14 protein-coding genes, 3 tRNA genes and 2 pseudogenes are annotated in these 20,532 nt (G+C 40.6%); 8 read left to right on the top strand and 11 right to left on the bottom strand.

Features of this window, described 5'->3' with window-relative positions; genetic code table 11:
• The first annotated feature begins 600 nt into the window (after nt 1-600).
• Both panP and L0B17_RS07860 read left to right on the top strand, forming a co-directional pair.
• Entirely contained in the window at nt 601-2,244 is a 1,644-nt protein-coding gene (gene panP, locus L0B17_RS07865) for a pyridoxal-dependent aspartate 1-decarboxylase PanP (protein ID WP_235089070.1), read from the top strand.
• A gap of 761 nt (nt 2,245-3,005) precedes the next feature.
• Nucleotides 3,006-3,545: an HPP family protein gene (locus tag L0B17_RS07860; RefSeq protein ID WP_235089687.1), complete on the top strand. Its 540-nt coding sequence runs from the start codon at nt 3,006-3,008 to the stop codon at nt 3,543-3,545.
• A gap of 991 nt (nt 3,546-4,536) precedes the next feature.
• On the opposite strand, the gene L0B17_RS07855 is transcribed toward L0B17_RS07860, so the two are convergent.
• The 7 genes from L0B17_RS07855 to L0B17_RS18100 form a co-directional block, all read right to left on the bottom strand.
• Nucleotides 4,537-4,622: transfer RNA gene (locus L0B17_RS07855), tRNA-Leu, on the bottom strand.
• A 50-nt stretch (nt 4,623-4,672) separates the two neighbouring features.
• Nucleotides 4,673-4,746, bottom strand: a tRNA-Cys gene (locus L0B17_RS07850).
• 17 nt (nt 4,747-4,763) lie between these two features.
• Nucleotides 4,764-4,839 (bottom strand) — tRNA-Gly (locus tag L0B17_RS07845).
• Between the two features lie 158 nt (nt 4,840-4,997).
• Nucleotides 4,998-5,546 carry a CDP-diacylglycerol--glycerol-3-phosphate 3-phosphatidyltransferase gene (pgsA, locus tag L0B17_RS07840; protein ID WP_235089069.1) on the bottom strand — a complete coding sequence of 183 codons (549 nt, stop codon included), beginning with the start codon at nt 5,544-5,546 and terminating at the stop codon, nt 4,998-5,000.
• 44 nt (nt 5,547-5,590) lie between these two features.
• Nucleotides 5,591-7,423, bottom strand: coding sequence for an excinuclease ABC subunit UvrC (uvrC, locus tag L0B17_RS07835; RefSeq protein ID WP_235089068.1), 1,833 nt, complete (start codon nt 7,421-7,423; stop codon nt 5,591-5,593).
• A 75-nt stretch (nt 7,424-7,498) separates the two neighbouring features.
• Nucleotides 7,499-8,143: a UvrY/SirA/GacA family response regulator transcription factor gene (gene uvrY / locus L0B17_RS07830; RefSeq protein ID WP_235089065.1), complete on the bottom strand. Its 645-nt coding sequence runs from the start codon at nt 8,141-8,143 to the stop codon at nt 7,499-7,501.
• A 506-nt stretch (nt 8,144-8,649) separates the two neighbouring features.
• On the bottom strand, nt 8,650-8,778 hold the full coding sequence (locus L0B17_RS18100; RefSeq protein ID WP_268834037.1) for a hypothetical protein: 129 nt from the start codon (nt 8,776-8,778) through the stop codon (nt 8,650-8,652).
• A 135-nt stretch (nt 8,779-8,913) separates the two neighbouring features.
• Between L0B17_RS18100 and L0B17_RS07820 the strand changes: the two genes are divergently transcribed.
• Nucleotides 8,914-9,684 carry a substrate-binding periplasmic protein gene (locus L0B17_RS07820; RefSeq protein WP_235089061.1) on the top strand — a complete coding sequence of 257 codons (771 nt, stop codon included), beginning with the start codon at nt 8,914-8,916 and terminating at the stop codon, nt 9,682-9,684.
• A gap of 69 nt (nt 9,685-9,753) precedes the next feature.
• Here L0B17_RS07820 and L0B17_RS07815 read toward each other — a convergent pair whose 3' ends face one another.
• The 3 genes from L0B17_RS07815 to L0B17_RS07805 form a co-directional block, all read right to left on the bottom strand.
• Complete coding sequence (locus L0B17_RS07815) at nt 9,754-10,158, bottom strand: hypothetical protein (RefSeq protein WP_235089060.1); 405 nt, start codon at nt 10,156-10,158, stop codon at nt 9,754-9,756.
• A 278-nt stretch (nt 10,159-10,436) separates the two neighbouring features.
• Nucleotides 10,437-11,060 carry a 2OG-Fe(II) oxygenase gene (locus tag L0B17_RS07810; RefSeq protein ID WP_235089058.1) on the bottom strand — a complete coding sequence of 208 codons (624 nt, stop codon included), beginning with the start codon at nt 11,058-11,060 and terminating at the stop codon, nt 10,437-10,439.
• Nucleotides 11,061-11,458: 398 nt separating this feature from the next.
• Nucleotides 11,459-13,219, bottom strand: a complete 1,761-nt coding sequence (locus L0B17_RS07805) for a SulP family inorganic anion transporter (RefSeq protein WP_235089684.1) — start codon at nt 13,217-13,219, stop codon at nt 11,459-11,461.
• 380 nt (nt 13,220-13,599) lie between these two features.
• On the opposite strand from L0B17_RS07805, the gene L0B17_RS07800 reads away from it, so the two are divergent.
• The 3 genes and pseudogenes from L0B17_RS07800 to ilvN all read left to right on the top strand — a co-directional run bounded on the left by L0B17_RS07800 (nt 13,600) and on the right by ilvN (nt 17,333).
• A complete protein-coding gene (locus tag L0B17_RS07800; RefSeq protein ID WP_235089682.1) occupies nt 13,600-14,775 on the top strand; it encodes a multidrug effflux MFS transporter in 1,176 nt (391 codons plus the stop codon).
• A gap of 344 nt (nt 14,776-15,119) precedes the next feature.
• Nucleotides 15,120-16,839 (top strand): annotated as a pseudogene (locus tag L0B17_RS07795) (acetolactate synthase 3 large subunit).
• A complete protein-coding gene (gene ilvN, locus L0B17_RS07790; RefSeq protein ID WP_235089049.1) occupies nt 16,839-17,333 on the top strand; it encodes an acetolactate synthase small subunit in 495 nt (164 codons plus the stop codon). The pseudogene L0B17_RS07795 and the gene ilvN overlap by 1 nt, the downstream one beginning before the upstream one ends.
• A gap of 305 nt (nt 17,334-17,638) precedes the next feature.
• On the opposite strand, the pseudogene L0B17_RS18160 reads toward ilvN, so the two are convergent.
• Nucleotides 17,639-17,791: pseudogene (locus L0B17_RS18160) on the bottom strand (methyl-accepting chemotaxis protein); the annotation flags it as partial.
• Nucleotides 17,792-18,308: 517 nt separating this feature from the next.
• Here L0B17_RS18160 and L0B17_RS07780 point away from each other — a divergent pair.
• Both L0B17_RS07780 and L0B17_RS07775 read left to right on the top strand, forming a co-directional pair.
• Nucleotides 18,309-19,358 carry a hypothetical protein gene (locus tag L0B17_RS07780; protein WP_235089045.1) on the top strand — a complete coding sequence of 350 codons (1,050 nt, stop codon included), beginning with the start codon at nt 18,309-18,311 and terminating at the stop codon, nt 19,356-19,358.
• 6 nt (nt 19,359-19,364) lie between these two features.
• Nucleotides 19,365-20,426: a hypothetical protein gene (locus tag L0B17_RS07775; RefSeq protein ID WP_235089044.1), complete on the top strand. Its 1,062-nt coding sequence runs from the start codon at nt 19,365-19,367 to the stop codon at nt 20,424-20,426.
• The last annotated feature ends 106 nt before the right edge of the window (nt 20,427-20,532 follow it).

Raw genomic sequence — 20,532 nt, 5'->3', positions numbered from 1 at the left:
ACGTTAATTAAATAATAAATGTTATTCTTTAATTAAAACAGCACAAAAATTAGTGGCTAATTAGTGGCTAATTAGTGGCTAATAGTAGCATAACTGACTGCTATTTAGTGCAGGCATACCGATAAACATGGCTTTAGTGCGTTAATTGAACGTTTCAGTTGGCCATAGATAAACTAAGCATATTAAATGAGTTAAAAATCGTCAACTAAGACTCATTCAATACTCTGATTATAATAACCTGATTGCAATAAATAGCTATTATTGGCAGTTTAGGTGAACGTGCCAATGCTATCATGGCGTACATGACTATTGTATTTTCCATTCTCCGGTGCCTACTCCACAGATGAAGTGCAAACTGATGCCAGCGTGCACCTCAGCAAATATTGTGGCACTCATCAAATTCAAGCTATAGCGTTATGGTTAAATCAAGCTGAAACATAAATATGACCATTATCCTGCTGGCAGTGAAGATAAAAACTTGAAGCAAACAAAGCCATAAAGTAAAGTTAGCCCCCTCATTTCGTCAATGAGTGTTATTGTACTTCTATCAAGATTAATCAATACTCATTGGGCGCATTTTTATTATAACGGCAAGCCTAAATGACCTCGAATATAACCCGTCAAGCTGACGCATCAGAACAAAGTTTATTGCGCATTTTTACTGTGCCAGAAGATGCTCAATCGACCTTAAGTATTATCGAACAAAAGCTTTCCCAAGACCTCGCAGGTTTTCTGGGAAATAGCATTGCCGCATTAGAAAAACCATTAGCAGACATAGAAACGGACTTTCAGGCGTATGAAATTCCTAGCATGCCTCGTTTTGTATCGGATTACACTGATGAGATTATGCAAAATTTGGTGGCACACTCGGTGCACACATCAGCCCCCAGTTTTATTGGCCACATGACCTCAGCTTTACCCTATTTTGTATTGCCCTTGTCTAAAATGATGGTTGGGCTTAATCAAAATCTCGTTAAAATAGAAACATCTAAAGCCTTTACTCCGCTTGAACGCCAGGTTTTAGGTATGATGCATCATTTAATTTATGACCAAGACGAGCCGTTTTATCAACAATGGATGCACAGCGCCAATCATTCTTTAGGCGCATTTTGCTCTGGTGGTACTGTGGCAAATATTACTGCGCTGTGGATAGCACGTAATCAAGTGTTAAAAGCACAAGGCAGTTTCAAAGGTGTCGGCCGCGAAGGCATGCTTAAAGCTCTGCGTCATTATGGCTATGATGACTTGGCTATTCTAGTGTCTGAACGGGGTCATTATTCCTTAGGTAAAGCGGCTGACTTACTTAGTATTGGCCGAGACAATATTATTAGCATCCCTACAGATGACAATAACAAAGTCGATGTATCTGCCATGCGCCAAGCAGCGTTAAAGCTTAAACAAAGTAATATCAAAGTGATGGCGATTGTGGGCGTTGCAGGCACCACAGAGACCGGAAATGTTGACCCATTAACCGAGTTAGCCAAACTAGCCGCTGAACTGGACTGCCATTTTCACGTTGACGCAGCCTGGGGCGGTGCCAGTTTATTGTCAAATAAGTATCGCCATTTACTTAAAGGGATTGAACTGGCGGACTCTGTGACTATTGATGCCCACAAACAAATGTATGTACCTATGGGTGCGGGTATGGTGCTATTTAAAAATCCTGAACTGGCTCATGCAATTGCTCATCATGCGGAATATATTCTCCGTGTCGGTTCAAAAGACCTCGGCAGCCAAACCTTAGAAGGTTCTCGTCCTGGTATGGCGATGTTAGTCCACGCATGTTTGCAAATTATTGGCCAAGAAGGCTATGAAATATTAATCAATAACAGCTTAGAGAAAGCCCGTTACTTTGCACAGCTGATCAAGCAACACGCTGAGTTTGAATTAGTGACTGAGCCAGAGCTTTGCCTGTTAACTTACCGCTATGTTCCCCAACAAGTACAATCTTTACTAAACCAAGCGGTCAAAAATAATAATTTAAAGAAAATAGCCACCATCAATGAATTACTTGATGGACTAACCCAGTTTATTCAGAAACATCAACGTGAACAGGGTAAATCTTTTGTGTCACGCACCCGTATTCGACCCGCAATTTATCAACGCCAAGCCACAACTGTATTCCGAGTCGTATTAGCGAATCCTTTAACAAGCCATGAAATTCTATCTGCTGTACTTAAAGAGCAAACTGAAATAGCACAGTTAGACAGTGAGTTTTATCCGCAATTAATGGCAATGATATAAATATTAGCAATGATCTGTGCTTTGATCATAATGTGAATGTGACTACACTCCACTCGTTATATTTAACCTCAACTTGGGTATAAGGTGGGCTCAATAAGCTAAATCCAATAGATTTAGCTTATTTTGTAGCAAACTTGTCATTTATTTTAACAACAAAAAGCATTAACACGCCTAGCAATAGAAGTTATTATTTAATAAGAGATTATTATCTCAAACTGAGGTTATTTAGCTTTATTACCGGCCGATATGTCAGTGATTACCTGATAAATCAATCACTGACATATCGAAGCTAAAATCAATATCACCATCTTTTATCTGCACAATTTTACGTCACCTCAGCAAGTACCTAAGTCAATCATAAAAACAGGCGTCAATATGAATAAGCCTCACGTACAATATGAGCCAGCCTCATCTCTAACTAATGGATATAATTTATATTTAAATGATTAGAAACCTAAGTAAGTTAAGAAATCCCTTATTTATCAATTTTGTCCCGAATATTGATAAAAACCAACAAGAAACAGCCGTTGCTTTACCCTATGCTACCTGATAAATTGCGCAGCCATACTCACAACAGGAGATGGTAACTTGCTTAAAATCAAGCATGTTTAGAGTTGAAATCACATTAATCTGGATAATTTTTGTTGTGAATAACCTCTGATTTATAATTGTCATTAACACGCCAAGCGGATTCAGATGTTTGGTACCAATAATGATATTAAATGTGCAACAGCAGTACTGAGTGAAGTGTTTATCTTATGATCAAAGTCGTTTTTTCAAGAATGAAAGGTGGGGCTATTTGCCCTCCGAGAATGCCATTTTCAAAAGTTGCCTGGTCTTGGGTTGGCGCATTTATCGGTATATATAGCATTTCTATTTTGAACCGAATTTCAGATATCGATATCCTGCAAAGCATGTTTTTAGTCGGGTCATTTGGCGCATCTGCAGTATTAATTTACGGCGCGCCTCAAGCAGACTTTTCCCAACCAAGAAATTTACTCGGTGGGCACATTATATCTGCTTTTATTGGCGTATCGTTACAACAATACTTATCACTAGATATCGCACTTTTGGGTTCGCTTGCGGTGTCATTGTCGATTGTCGCAATGCACTTCACCCGCACATTGCACCCACCAGGCGGTGCTACAGCTCTAATTGCGGTAATGGGCGGCAATGATCATGGATACTATTTCGTACTATCTCCTATTGCCACAGGCGCATTAATTTTACTCATTATCGCATTAGTGATTAATAACCTATCAAGAAACCCTTTACGCCACTATCCAAGATATTGGTTTTAAAAGCAGTACCATCATTTTAAGCAGGACAAACGATTAACCGTTTGTCTTGTCTATTCTTCAGCTCATCTTTCCTTTTAAAACTTCTCAGGGCTACAGTCTTAAAAATATCGCTAAAAACTGACAGACATAAAAAAGCCCCGACGCAATGTCGAGGCTGGTTTATCCATCACTCAGTCCAGATATGAAATATCAAAGTGAGTCTAATAATGGTACCCGAGGCCAGACTGTTCTGATAACGAAGAGTAGCACGCTTGCTTTGGCGTGCTTGCTAGCAGGGTTGCCCCTCTAAAAAATAATCACATTACAAACTGACAGACATAAAAAAGCCCCGACGCAATGTCGAGGCTGGTTTATCCATCACTCAGTCCAGATATGAAATATCAAAGTGAGTCTAATAATGGTACCCGAGGCCAGACTGTTTTGATAACCAAGAGTGGCACGCTTGCTTTGGCGTACCAGATTAGCAATGCACTTTTAAAAAACATCTCTAAAAAATAATCACATTACAAACTGACAGACATAAAAAAGCCCCGACGTAATGTCGAGGCTGGTTTATCCATCACTCAGTCCAGATATGAAATATCAAAGTGAGTCTAATAATGGTACCCGAGGCCAGACTGTTCTGATAACCAAGAGTGGCACGCTTGCTTTGGCGTACCAGATTAGCAATGCACTTTTAAAAAGCATTTATAAAAATAGTATTTTATAAACTGACAAACATAAAAAAGCCCCGACGCAATGTCGAGGCTGGTTTATCCATCACTCAGTCCAGATATGAAATATCAAAGTGAGTCTAATAATGGTACCCGAGGCCAGACTGTTCTGATAACCAAGAGTGGCACGCTTGCTTTGGCGTGCTTGCTAGCAGGGTTGCCCCTCTAAAAAATAATCACATTACAAACTGACAGACATAAAAAAGCCCCGACGCAATGTCGAGGCTGGTTTATCCATCACTCAATCCAGATATGAAATATCAAAGTGAGTCTAATAATGGTACCCGAGGCCAGACTTGAACTGGCACGCTTATTCAGCGAGGGATTTTAAATCCCTTGTGTCTACCGATTCCACCACTCGGGCAAAGTGTTGTTTTAATAGTCAATATAAATTAACAATCAAACGCAATTTAGTGGAGGCGCGACCTGGAGTCGAACCGAGGTCGACGGATTTGCAATCCGCAGCATAGCCATTCTGCCATCGCGCCACATGTAAAAAAGGATTTGGAGCGACATATCGGGTTCGAACCGATGACCTATACCTTGGCAAGGTATCGCTCTACCAACTGAGCTAATGTCGCGTAAATCTGATTAACTCGCTTTAAGCACCAAGGCTATCCGGCTGTTCATCTCTTGTCTACGGGGGTGCATTTTACCGATTTCATCCCTGGTGTCAATTGCTGTTTTTATTAAAACTTATCGTTTGCGCACTAAATAATCTTATTGAAGTATTTATGTGCTATTCAGCGGTTAAATCATTCCAAGCCGCTGAAATGTAACTTATCATCGACCAGAAAGTAAGTAATGCTGCCACATAGAACAACGCATAAGCCATATCCGTCAAAAATGGCGTAGGTTGCCAAATCAAACCGACTATTGCGGCCATTTGAGCTGCAGTTTTATATTTGCCAATCCAAGACACGGCAACGACACCGCGTTTACCGATTTCAGCCATCCACTCTCGTAATGCTGAAATGACTATCTCACGGCCAATCATAAACAATGCCGCTAGAGTTAAATAAATATTATCATTTTGCTGAACCAACAAGACTAATGCTGTCGACACCATCACCTTATCTGCAACTGGATCTAAAAAAGCACCGAAACGGGTTAATTGCCCTAATTTTCGGGCGGCATAGCCGTCCAATGCATCTGTCACCGCCGCAAGCCAGAAAATAAATGCCGCAGCGAAAGGTGCCCAAGTATATGGCAAGTAAAAGAAAAATATAAAAACAGGCAGTAACACTAAACGAAACAGTGTTAATGCGATAGGTAAGTTAAACGGCATAAATAGACCAATTATTCATAAGCTGCGCCAATCTTGCCTTAATTTTAGCCCCCTCGCAATGTGTCATGAATCGTTTGTGCCATTTCTAGGCTAATTCCGGGAACTTTTGTCAATTCTGCCACGCTAGCACTCTTTACTTCCTGTAATCCGCCCAAATGTTGCAATAACGCTTTGCGTCTTTTGGGGCCGACACCCGCTATCGATTCTAAAGTTGAAGTGTTACGGGTTTTCTGGCGCTTATTACGGTGACCTGTGATGGCAAAACGATGTGACTCATCTCGAATATGCAAAACAAGATGAAATGCCGGTGAGTCGCTGGCTATTTGAATAATTTCTTCTGAGCCGCCTAATACAAAAGTTTCCAGCCCAGCTTTGCGCCCTTCTCCTTTAGTCACTCCGACCAGTAAAGGTGGTTTGGCTAAGTGAGCACATTTTTCATCAACGATGTTTTGTGCAATACGCAGCTGCCCTAACCCACCATCAATAAATAAGATATCTGGAACCTTACCGGTTTCATCAATTCGGTCAAAACGACGGCCAATCGCTTGTTCCATTGCGGCATAGTCATCTCCGCCGGTTATACCGTTGATATTGTAGCGCCGATAATCAGCCTTGTGTGGCCCATCACGATTAAACACCACACACGAAGCCACAGTGCTCTCCCCCATGGTGTGGCTAATATCAAAGCATTCCATACGGTTTATTGGCGTAGACAGCTCTAGAGCTTCTTCAAGTAGGCTAAATCGTTGTTCAATAGTATTCTTGTGCGACAACCTAGTCGCGACGGCATTACTGGCATTGGTTATGGCTAAGCGTAAAAAGTTGGCTCGTTCACCACGGACCTGGGTTTTTATCGAAAACTTTTTCTGTAACGCTTGCTCTATTGAGGCTGCGATTAACTCCATTCCCTCAAAGTCATGACTGAGGATCACTTCTTTGGGTACTGTACGCTGGACATCTTCATTTAAATAAAACTGCCCCAAAAATGATGATAACACTTCATCTAACTCAGTCTCGGCTGGCACACTGGGATAATAACTGCGGCTACCAAAAATCTTACCTTCTCGAATAAACAGCAAGTGGAAGCAGACAACTCCGGACGCATAATGCACCCCAATCACGTCCATATCGCCTTTATTATTAGAAACTTCCTGTTGTTCGCTCACTTTACGCAAGGCACTAATTTGATCACGATATTGAGCCGCTTGCTCATAGGCCATGTTAATCGCAGCGTGTTCCATTTTATCAACTAAGGTGCTGATCACCTGTTGATCTTTACCGCGTAAAAATAGCGTGGCTAGTTTTACCTGCTCTTGATAATCATCATCAGACACAATACCTACACAGGGGGCACTACAACGAGATAATTGATACTGTAAGCACGGCCAGGAACGAGACTTGTAGTACAAGTCGTCACATTGACGAATTGGGAATAACTTCTGCATTAAATTAAGGCTTTCGCGTACAGCACCACCGTTAGGATAGGGCCCAAAATAATGACCTTTTTCACGCTTTGCACCGCGATGATAAGCCAAACGCGGATGTTTATGACCACTCAGTAAAATATAAGGATAAGACTTATCGTCACGTAGCAATACATTGTATTTAGGCATGTATTGCTTGATATAGTCATTTTCTAGAATTAGCGCATCCGTTTCACTGTGAGTGACAGTGACATCAATATGATCAATATTAGCCACTAATGCCTGGGTCTTTACATTGGGTAAATTAGCGCGAAAATAAGAGGTTAAACGCTTTTTAAGATCTTTGGCTTTGCCAACATAAATCACTTTATCAAGTTTATCGTACATACGATAAACGCCTGGTGATGATGTCACAGTGCTAAGGAATGGTTTAGATTGGAACCCGTGAGACATAATTGATTACAACACAGTTAATGGTGACACAAATAAAAATCACGACAACCTAATTCGGGTTATCGCAAGCTTTGATTAGAATGAACCCGTGTCGAGCATTTTGTATCGAATGGCTAAGCGGGTCAATTCAACATCACCATTAATCGCTAACTTAGCGAATAAGCGATAACGATAGCTGTTAACCGTTTTAGGACTTAAATTAAGCTTTTCAGAAATCTCATTCACTTTTTCACCGTTGGTTATCATCAACATGATTTGTAACTCACGCTCAGAAAGGCTAGTAAAAGGATTTTCATCACTACTATCGAACTGGCTTAACGCCATTTGCTGGGCAATTTCAGGGGACAGATAACGCTGCCCACGAGACACTTGGCTAATCGCGCGGATCACTTCAGGGGAGGTTGACCCTTTGGTTAAATAGCCTGATGCGCCTGCTTGCATGACTTTTTTCGGGAAAGGATCTTCAGTTTGTACCGTTAATACAATTATTTTAGCATCAGGCTGATAACGCAGTATTTTACGCGTCGCCTCTAAACCGCCCATACCAGGCATGTTCATATCCATTAAAATCACATCAGCTTCATTTTGGCGAGACCATTGTACGGCGGTTTCACCGTCATGTGCTTCACCAACGACTTTTATCCCACGCTCATCTTCTAACAGGCGACGGATCCCTGTACGAACTAATTCATGATCATCAACTAAATATACTGATATCAACTTCAACCACCTATTTATTATTTGCCATTCATCCTGAACATTGGCATTTTTTGTTTTGCGAAACATCAACATAATAAAACATATGATGCTTTTGAAGTTTCAAGCCAACAAATTTATCACTAATCCTTCAACTCACACAAGCAAGACCGGCACGATAAGCTGAATTTCAACTAAATAAAAAGCCTCAAAGACTCAAGCTGATTACTTACTGGCCATTTTAAAGTTGCGATGATACTGGGCGCTGAACCTTGAACTCGATATTCACACAGGTATGCCCCCTGCCATATCCCCACATTAAGGCGACCATTACGAATGGAGATAGTGAGTTCAGCACCTATATAAGTGTTGATTTAAGATGAGCAGGCATGTCATCACACCTTCATATGTATGTCTATAATGAAGGCGCATTTTCAGATACAGTAACATTGGATACAGTAACATTGGGGTGTCGTTCAAAATCTTCTCTTACCATTGGAACGGCATGTTTATTAATAATGTCAGTGACGCTAAAGTATGTCGAATGAAAAATGCGCTAAGCCTATTTCAAAGGTTTTCAATGACTGTAATAACGCATCATCAGATAAGGTGAAACCTCGTTTTTTGAGCGACTCACTAGACTTTTTTTGCAACCACATAACTTCCTCATTTAAAGTTTATTTATCATAAAGATATCCTCAACACACCTTATTGTTGCTTTGAATTTAGTGTATTTATCTTACAACCATTGTGATACCTTTTCGTACACATATATAAAACTAATAAAAAATCTTATGCATCGCCTGTTATTCATATTACTCATTTTGGCAACCCTGTCAGTGCAATCAGCCTACGGTAAACCTATCGTTAAGGTTGCTGGCTATCAATTTGCTCCTTACCTGAGTCAATCAAATGATGGGCTTTATACCGGATTATCAATTGATGTCGTAAAAGCATTAAACGGCATTCAATCAGAAGTACAATTTGAATTTGTTGCAACCAGTATTAGTAACCGCTATAAAGCGTATAAAATGAAACGTTTTGACATGATATTATTTGAAAGCCCTATTTGGGGCTGGAAAAATATTGAACATGAGTTTGTACCATTGAACATTCATGATGGTGAATTATTTATCGCACTAAAAGACAAAGCGGTCGAACAAGCCTACTTCGATGACTTTAGTACAAAGGTACTGAGTTTAGTAAAGGGCTATCATTATGCATTTGCCCAGTGGGGTGTCGATCCTAAGCAACTTAATACTCAGTACAACATCCAATTTGTCAGTTCCAACAAAGCTTCAATTGTGAGCATTCTTAAAGGTAGGGCCGATATTGCCCTGGTAACATGGTCTTATTTACAATTTTATTTAGCCCAATATCCTGAGATCAAACAACAGCTGTTAGTCTCTAAAAAATGGGATCAAAAATATGACCATGGTATTTTATTAAACCCCAAAGCTCCCATAAGTAAACAACAACTCACAAAGTGGATATCACAGTTACAGGAACAAAAAATATTACCTCGATTAGCGGCTAATTATGGTCTACACAAAAATAGTTTGTGAATACCTAATAAAAAACCGCATTCATTGAATACGGTTTTCATCAGTAACTTAAGATGAGCAAGGCGATAATTACATGGTCACCATCGACCAATAATCCAGTCTTTTTTGAGGTTCATAGACAACGGTTTTACATAGCTCTTTATATTGCCCCATTAATCCGCCCAAATTAGTCGACCCACCTAACTTAGCAATTTGTTGTTGTTTCTGGACGACGATATCTCTATCCACCTGCTCTACGCTGCGATATTGACTCGCCAATGTGGCAGCATCAGTGGCCGATATTTTTAAGCGTTCACCCACAGCCTGCATTTGCGGCGCATTCATCGAGGCAATCGCTTCTGAAGCGATTTGGTAATAGGCCGCACACTGAACAACCTCATCGGTAAAAGCCTGCTCCGCCTGATCTTGTGCCTGTGCACCTTGGCTTAAACATACTAACGAGGCCGTTAAAAACCACTTTCCTTTGATACTCATATCCCGTCCTATTTAGTGTGCTGATTTTAAGGCATAAAATCTGTTTGTAGAATCAAAAAATGCTACTGAAAATTTAATTAACAACCATCAGAGTATATTACCTTAATCGAATTTAGCTCCAATGAAAACAACCCATTAAACCAAAATGCCACAATTAATGTGGCATTTCTAGATAACTAAGGCATATCTATTGTTAATCTAACGACTAAAGCGACTCACCTTAAGGCTATCTGTTTAATTGATCCAAAAACAACCCAATTCATTATAAACAATAGTCATTAAAAACCATGTGTTGCATGACTTACCCTAAACCACCCAGCAATACTATTGCGGGTTTTTAATGTCGGTAACACTTCATGGGGAAAACGTTCACTTAAAAATATCGCTAACGTGCCCATTTGAGGCTGAACCGTTTCAAGCGGTACATCAAATTCATCATAAATAAGCAACTCGCCACCATCATCTAGCTGCCAATGTGGATTAAGGAAAAATACCGTTGTCAGAATTCGATTTTGACTGCCTTTTAAAGCATCGACATGCTTCTTATAATGTGCACCAGGTTCATAAACGGCGTAGTGACTTTCATAATCAAACAACCCCATAAATAAGCGTCGATTAAGACCCTCTCTGAGTTGTTCCATAATAGACAGATATGCTCTGTCTGTATGATCTTGCTTATCAAGCCAACTGATTTTATCTGAGCGTATTTCAGCATTGACTTGTTGTTCAATACCACGGCCAATTGCCGCATATTTAAAATCAACATCATGCTTAACCTGCATTTTTTCAAGCAGGGCTAAACTTACATAATCAGGAATGATATCAGATAAAAGGATGTATCCTTTATCGACTAACGCATCTGCGATCACATCCAGCACTGCTTCACTTATCGGCGAAACCATACATGCTACATCCAAAGAGACGACGCTTTTTACTTTACTTTAGGACTTATGTAACAAAATTAAGTCAGAATTTCGAGGGGGCGTGGTGTTGCTAAATTAAAAGGGAATAATTAAATACGCCCAAATTTTTCAATAGAGTGTGAATACTCATTTAGGCTGCGAATGTTAGTTTAACAATGGCAGTATGACAACAAAAAAAGCAATCTATAACAGTCATAGAAAACTCTGCTATTGCTAGGCCTGTTAAACTGTCGAGATTATCTCTTTAGCGGTGATCTGCAAACATTCTCTTAAATGATTTGATATCACATTTTGCGTTGCACTTTTATGTAAAGAACAAAGCGGTTTCCTCTTAACCAATTTCAGCCACAAAGACCCACCCTAATTCACCCCCCAAATTATATCTGACTATGGTTCAACACAACTTTATCTAGCTCTAACTTATCTAGTTCTGGCTTATCTTGCCCTGTATCGGGAGTGTGATCCTGAATTACCGCATCTGCTGCTTGTTTACTTTGATTCACTTTTAACGCTAGATACAAATCTGAACGAATATAAATACCTTCGTCGCCTGATTTCATCCCCGTTTGTTCAAACCATGACCGTAATTGACGCTTTCGTCCAGCAAGCTCAAGTCGCACACCACGCTTTTTGAAAAGCGTATCTAGATCGGCAAGCATTGCCATTACACTTAAATCAAGGTGGGTAAAACAAGGCACAGCATCAATAATGACACATTTTACATCGCCTTTTTGTCTTGCGTATTGCTCTAACAAGCGACGTTTAAAATAACCTGAATTGAAGTAAGTTAATGGTGAATTAAAACGGTAGATAAAAATACCAGGTACAGCTTTGGCTTTGTCGCTGCTGTCTAAACTTCTAATCACACCTGTAATATCAACGCCTAAAACTTGATCGGTTGGGCGCATCACAGTACGAATAAATTGGAACAACCCCAGCAATACTGCCAATGTGATCCCAGGGATAACACCAATAAACAATACCGCAAACAAAGTTGTGAACGCTAAGTAGAAAGCTTGTTTGTCACGTCGTTTTAATTGCCATACCGCTTTTAAATCTAACAGATGCACTGACGCTATCACTAATACCACACCTAACGCGGCACTGGGAATAAACTCCAGCGGCGCAGTCAGAAAAATAGCGATTATGGCAATAATAGCCGCTGCAATAATTGACACTAATTGTGTTTTACCGCCATTGGCATCATTAACAGCGGTACGGGAATCGGCGCCACTTACCGCAAAGCCCTGTGATAATGCCGAGGCGATATTAGCCAGTCCTAATGCTCTAAACTCTTTATCCGCATCAATATCATAACCATTTTTAGCAGCAAAACTGCGGGCCGTTAGCATCATACTGACAAAGCTGACTACCGCTAAGTTAAGCGCGGGCATAACAAGTTCACGAATAATCCCAACGTTAAATTCGGGGGCCTGAAATAAAGGTAACCCACCAGCTACTGTGCCTATAGTTTTGACATCAAATTGTTCAAGGTTAAACACCCAAACTAATATCGCCCCAAAAGCGATGGCAAACATCGAGGAGGGCCAGCTTGGTCTAAGCCGTTTCATACCGAAATAAATAGCCACGGTCAGAATTGCCATTAAAAAGGTTGGGATATGTGTTTTGGACAAATAAGTGGGGGCGCCACCTAAACGTTCAAGTAAATATCTTTCGTCGAAAGTAAAACCGAATATTTTTGAAAACTGACCCACAATAATGGTAATAGCGACACCATTTAATAGCCCCATTAAAATAGGCTTGGACAAAAAGTCAGCCAATACCCCTAACTTAAATCGGCTGGCAATTAAGCACCAAAAACCTGTCATTGCAGTCATGGTCATCACCAGTTGCCAATGCTTAACGCTGTCACCGGCCGCGAGTGGCGTTACCACTGCGGCAATAACCGCACAAGTTGCTGCATCTGGTCCAACAATAAGTTGTCTAGATGTGCCAAATAAGGCGTATATCATCATAGGCAAAACGCATGAATACAAACCAACAGCAGCATTAACACCAGTAAGTTGGGCATAAGCAATTGCAACAGGAAGCGCTACCGCAGCAACGGATAATGCTGCTTTAACATCGTCAGCAAACCACTTTCGCTCATAATTAATCAGTGTATTTAAACCAGGCATAAACTCATACAAACGTGACAACACAGCAGTTTCCTTGTCATTACAGCTAATGCTGCAATCATAGGTTCTTATTAGGCAAATTACAGCAACTTATAGGTAATTTTTTTCTAACACAAAAATATGACATCTATTTAGGAACTGATGCGACATAATGTAGTAATAGACCTTGATAGACATTAACCCGCTTTGTTAGATGATTAGAAAAATTGAGACTTTTGATTACAAAATCTCAAATCCAAAGTCCGAATTACATGCTAAACTATTCTGCTGAAATATAATTTCTCATTTATTTACTCCAAATGGCTTTTCCCTAATTTCCTGAGGTTTTTGTGTCTCAATCTTCAAACAAAGCTGTTCTAAGTGCTTTTCCTCACTTAGCAATGCTGCTCCCTATGTTAGCGGCAATCGTTGCGATAACACCCTTAGCCATTGATATGTACTTACCTGCTATGTCAACTTTAGCTAAAGGTTTTGGTACCGATGTAACCATGGTGCAGCAATCGCTCAGTATCTACTTGGCAGGATATGCGTTAGGCATGCTAACATTTGGTCCGATTGCTGACAGAGTTGGCCGTAAACCTTTAGTCATTACTGGATTAATTGGTTTTAGTGTGATCAGTTTATTACTCGGTTTTAGTCAAACTATTGAACAGTTTCTTGTGCTGCGTTTTTTACAAGCCTTTATTGGCGCTGCTGCCACAGTTGTGGTACCAGGTTATATTAAAGAAATCTACGGTGACAATACCGCCAAGGGCATGTCTTACGTTAGTTTAATCATGATGTTAGCACCATTAATAGCCCCAACAATAGGCAGTTTTATATTAGAATTGGGTGACTGGCATTTAATCTTCTTTATATTAAGCTTCTACGCAGCATTACTACTTATCGTGGTGCTAACAAAGCTAAAAATGCCCAGTGATACAGACTTAGCACAACGTAGCCAAAAATCGTTTTTTCGATCTTATTACACCGTTTTTTCTCGCCAAGGTGTCAAATTACACATTGCCAGTGGCGTACTAACCTCTTTTGCATTCTTTTGCTATTTAACCGCATCTCCATTTGTGTACATGGAAGTATTTGAATTAGACAAGTCATTGTTTGCCATCCTCTTTAGCTCTAATGTCGGTGCATTAATGTTAGCCAACATTGTGAACTCACGCATTGTCAGTCGATATGGCTCAAAACGTATGCTGCATGCGGGTACCTTTTTTGCCGCTATCGCCGCTATTGGACTGGTACTGGTTAATGTGTCTGATTTAAGTTACCACTTTACAGTGATGATGCTGATCCCATTAATGGGCGCATTAGGGATTATGTCTGTGAATGCTGATGCGATTGTGCTAATGAAATTCAAGCAAGAAACCGGTACGGCTACTGCGGTTATTGGTACATTACGATTTGGCTTCGGGGCAACTGCGGGACCGCTACTCGCCTATTTTTATAATGGCACTGCTGTGCCATTCGCTAGCTTAATGTTAGTCGCCATTTTAATGGTTGCCGCATGTCAGATATTACAAAACTATCAAAGTAAATCTCATACGATAACTGATAACTGATAACTATCATTCGTAAGTTAACGCGTAAGTGACTTAAAGCCATCAAACACTTGTTTGATGGCTTTTTTGTTTATGTGCCCTACAGACTATTGCGTCAACAGCATTTTACATAGATTAAATATGAAATATTTTCAAACAAATTAAAAAAATAAACAAAACACTTGCAGTAAATATAGATTTACATATGATGAAGCTTATCCGTTCTGCAGAGCGGATAATAGGATTAAGGCAAGTCTTACCTTTAACAGACTTAAATAACCGTTTAAGTTTATTTTTTAGAACGATTACCGTCGTTGTATGCAAGATACTGTTTACCATAACGGTAACTTAAGAGGATTCATTTCATGGAAAAGCTTTCTGGCGCCAGTATGATTGTGCGCTCATTAATAGATGAAGGTGTTAGCCATATTTTTGGTTACCCCGGTGGTTCTGTTTTAGATATCTATGATGCCCTCCATAAAATAGCTGGTGTAGAACATATATTAGTCCGTCATGAGCAAGCTGCTGTTCATATGGCCGATGGGTATGCCCGCGCCACGGGTAAAGTTGGCGTGGTACTTGTCACTTCAGGTCCTGGGGCAACAAATGCCATTACCGGTATTGCAACAGCTTATATGGACTCTATTCCCTTGGTGGTGTTATCTGGCCAAGTACCAAGCTCGTTAATTGGTAATGATGCCTTCCAAGAATGTGACATGATTGGTATATCTAGACCTATCGTTAAACACAGCTTTTTAGTAAAAAACCCCGCAGATATTCCTGAAATAGTTAAGAAGGCATTTTTTATCGCCTCTACAGGTCGCCCAGGCCCTGTGGTCATTGATTTACCTAAAGATTGTTTAAGCCCTGATAACCTTTATGACTATGTTTACCCAGACAGTGTAAAAATGCGTTCATACAATCCAACGACAACTGGCCATAAAGGTCAAATCCGTCGTGGGCTTCAAGCGTTATTAGCAGCCAAAAAGCCAGTGCTTTATGTCGGTGGTGGGGCAATTATTTCTGAGTGTGATCAACAAATTTTATCACTTGCCGAACAACTTAATATTCCAGTCATTAGCACATTAATGGGCTTAGGGGCGTTCCCTGGCACCCATAAGCAAAGCTTAGGCATGTTGGGTATGCATGGTACATTTGAAGCCAACAATGCTATGCATAATTGTGATTTAATCTTTGGTATTGGCGTTCGCTTTGATGATCGTACGACTAACAATGTTGATAAGTATTGCCCTAATGCCACAATTTTACACATAGATATTGACCCCTCTTCTATTTCAAAAACGGTCCAGGGTAGACATTCCAATTGTAGGTTCAGCAGATAATATCCTTGATACAATGCTTGAGTTGTTAGCTAGCAGTAAGGGAAAAAATGACACTGAAGCATTAAATGAATGGTGGCAACAAATCACCCAATGGCGTGCTCAACAGTGCTTAGAGTTTGATAGAACCACTGACCGCATTAAGCCACAGCAAGTTATCGAAACTTTATACAAGCTAACCAATGGTGATGCTTATGTCTCTTCTGATGTGGGCCAGCATCAAATGTTTGCCGCACTATATTACCCGTTTGATAAACCACGCCGCTGGATTAACTCTGGTGGCCTTGGCACCATGGGCTTTGGTTTACCTGCGGCGATGGGCGTTAAAATGGCTTTCCCTGAGGAAACTGTCGTGTGTGTTACTGGCGATGGTTCTATTCAAATGAATATTCAAGAGCTATCAACAGCATTGCAATACGATACTCCGGTTAAAATTATTAACTTGAATAACCGCTTTTTAGGCATGGTTAAACAATGGCAAGATATGATTTATTCCGGCCGCCACTCACACTCCTACATGGATTCTGTGCCTAACTTCGCCAAAATTGCCGAAGCGTATGGTCATGTAGGGATGACCATTAGCGATCCAAACGAGTTAGAGTCAAAACTGGCCGAAGCATTGGCCATTAAGGACAGATTAGTGTTTGTTGATATTAGTGTTGATGAGACTGAACACGTTTATCCCATGTTAATTCGTGGTGGTGCAATGAATGAAATGTGGTTAAGCAAAACGGAGAAAAGCTAATGCGTCGTATTATTTCTGTATTACTTGAAAACCAACCTGGTGCCCTTTCTCGCGTTGTCGGCTTGTTTTCACAGCGTGGTTATAACATTGAAAGCTTAACCGTTGCGCCAACGGAAGATCACACGTTATCACGGTTAAACATTACCGTAGTAGCTGATGAAAAAGTGCTAGAACAGATAGAAAAACAACTGCATAAGCTTATTGATATTCTAAAAGTCGCTAACATCACTGAAGCGGCTCATATTGAACGCGAGTTAGCCTTAATCAAGGTAAAAGCCATTGGTGATACCCGTGAGGAAGTTAAACGTACTACGGACATTTTTCGTGGCCAAATTGTTGATGTAACCGCAAGTCTTTACACCATACAAATGGCGGGGACAAGTGATAAAGTTGATGCTTTTATCAAAGCATTAACCGAAGTCACTAAAGTAATTGAAGTGTCTCGTTCTGGTGTCGTCGGTCTTTCACGTGGAGAAAAGGCGATGAAAGCTTAGTAGCTTATCTTTTAGCTAACTAAGTGACCAATTGAGTGACCAGTTAACAGATTAGCGTAACAGTAATAAATTAAGGAGCCATAGGAAACTATTGGCTTCTTTTTTGTAAAATGTCTTATTAAAAACAAGCTAACTCTAGGGTTATACTTATACTTATACAGACAACTTAATGCTGTTTAAAGGTTCCCACTTGAACACGCATGGCGTTCGTTAGTTTTAATAAATTATTCACTGAGGATATAACTCTTCAGCAGCCATAATCGAGTGCTGGGCAATGTCATTAATAGCGATAATGCGACGATTTATTGAGTACGCTTAGTTAAAGTACGTACCTCATCAGTAACAACCGCAAAGCTTCGTCCTTGCTATCCGGCTCTAGCGGCCTCAATAGCAACATTTAGCGCTAACAAGTTGGTTTGTTCTACAATACTTTTAATCACTTTTAACTTAGAAAGGATATCGGTAATAGGTGACATCGCGCTTGTTGTGACCAACCAATTAAATACGATGCTAGTAATAATCGCGATTGCAGCTAAAAATACCTACGCAAGCTTGTTTTTTATTCTAACAAAGCGAAATAACAAGTAATCATAGATTAAGTAACCTCTTTTAAAAATAATTGGAGTAAAAACTTAAAACGCCAGTGTTAATAAATTGTTAATCGACATCTAATTAAAACTGACAATTACCATGTCGTAAAATCACTCATGGCAAACACCTTTGAAATAACCTTATAAAGTTGAGCATAAAACATTCAAACGCAAGCCCCTTCATTGCCATAAAATGGCAAATTTTTAACTGTTGCAATCTTTTTTTCTCCTCTATGTTGATTGCTGAAAGTAAAAAAAATTAATTAAACCCCGAATTTTAATAAAAATGCTAGCGCCACTATTGCGGTAGTTGATCGCCGTAATGATCGTCGTAATGATCGTCGTAATTGTGGCCGCAGTAGCAGGCAATAGACAAGGATATCAAATGAATAAATCACTATTTCTACTCTTGGCGGGCTTACTCAGTGGTGCAGCTCAAGCTGCTGTAGGTGGCCACCCAGTCGTTTTAGTACACGGCTTTCAACCTGACAACTTACAAAGTAAACCCACCGGTGCCCAAGTTAGCAATAATGGCGATCAATATTGGGCCGAATATTGGCGGGATCGTGCCGATGAACGTATCGATTGGCCATCACAAGAACGTATTGCAAACAAGATCACTAGCAATTACGTATGGCCTAAATTACAGCAAATGTCCCGTGATGGCACCTGTGCCAGCGGCTGCATATTTGTAACCCACTCTACTGGTGATTTAGTTACCCGTTATATTATTGATAATCAGGCACTATGGTTACAAAATGCCGGTCTACAGCCATTAAACATTGTGGCTACCTTCGACTTTGCTGGTGCAGGTGGTGGTGTTGAATTAGCCGATCTTGCCGTCAATGTTGCCAATGGCACAGGGCTTATCGATGCCACATTAAGATTTGCAGTTTCCCTATGGTTAGGTACCACTCCAACACCATCAACAATTGGTGTGCTTAATGATTTACGGGTTAATAGTGCTCGCCAACTTGCAGCCTTTCCTGGCAGTAGAGTGCCACGTTTACGTTTTGCTGGGGCAGGGTCTGACTTTTTAGGGGCAACAGGTGCGTTTTTACCCGGTGAAGATGATGGTGTTGTCGCAAGTCACTCAAGCTGTGGTGCTGCATCAGTAGGCAGTTATAACAGCTGCTCAACGAGTGTTGCATTCGATGGTAAACTTAAATCGGTCAGTGGTCCAAGCCAGTTTATGCCATATCATTATCCTATGTTAATGAGTGAAGGCTACAGCCACGGTGACACGATTTTAAACAGCGCTAAAGATGAAGTAACAACAGCGAATAGCCGTGTTAATTACCTAAATGGTGGCAATTTGCAGTTTAATACCTATGAAGAAAAACGCGGTTGGTGGGTGTTTAGTTCACGTTACCGATTAGTCCGCAATTCAGCGAGCACGAGTATGTCATCACTCGTTTATCAAGCGGCAAATTAACTATTAATGAAAAAGCCTAATAAAAAAGTTGTCAGTACTATTACCCTGCTAGTCGGTCTAGCAGGGTATTGGTATTTCACCTCTGAGCCGGCAACATTGCCCGATCAGGCGTCGATTACGCCCCAAAAGGAGCCTTCTATTACTCAGCCGTCAACTCAAACTGTTCAGACAAAGCCCAGGATAAAGGATCAAGTAGAAACCATTCCAGAGTCTATCAGTGAGAGTTTCTCTTTGTTGGCCGATGCTTATGCAAGTGAGCTGACGCTACCAGCTTACTCAATGCCATTAACAGCTGAAGATACCCACTTACTTAATCCCAATAATTACCTGCCACAATCCGTTATGTTACAAGACGGTGGCAGCGCTAGCATAGTGCTCCCCCAATATCGTTTCAGCTACCCTGAACCTGTAATAGTTAAACTTGTCGTCAACGGCATGGCAGTGACCTCGGTAAATGTCTCGCTTAAAAGCGAACAAAATCAGAGTAATGACATATTAGGCAAAGAGGATATGCTTAGCAGTAAAGGGGAATGGACTGCAAGGTTAGACGCCAAAGAAGAATGGGACGGCCCCATAGAAGTCAGGGTGACATTTAGCGCTAAAGGCAAAAAACAAACAATATCAACAGGTATTGAGTACAGTTATCCAGCAGCCACGATTACCGGTGTAGGTAACGTACGGGCAGAAGGCAGTGATATGGTTATCCCCGTCAAACTCGCCGTTGAAAAAGCGGGCTATTATCGTTTACGGGCCAACTTACACCAACAAAACGGTCAGCCAATAGCACTACTTACCGGCTCAGAAAAACTGTCACAAGGTGAGGCTGAAATCGAGCTTAAAGCCTATAAAGCGGTACTTGCACAACACTCAGGTCCGTTCAAAATAGCGACTTTTGTATTAGAGCTTCGCCCAGGAGTGCCTGGAGAGTTAACGCGTTATGGCCATAGCGAGCAAGCTAGTTTTGATCTTGGCGACTTTGCTGTAGAGCAACTATCAGATGAGCAATGGCAACCCGATGAGCAAGAACTGCAACGCTTAGAGTTTTTACAAAAGATGGCCAGGGACTAATAGCTGCGTCGTAAGATATTGCTGTAAAGACCAAGCATAACGGCTTGCATAACATTGATCTACGAAAAACAAAGGGGATTAACTCGAACAATCTTTTCCTCATTGG

Origin of the sequence: Shewanella sp. OMA3-2, from assembly GCF_021513195.1 — a bacterium.
Lineage (GTDB): Bacteria > Pseudomonadota > Gammaproteobacteria > Enterobacterales > Shewanellaceae > Shewanella.
This window is presented reverse-complemented; position numbering and strand designations above follow the sequence as displayed.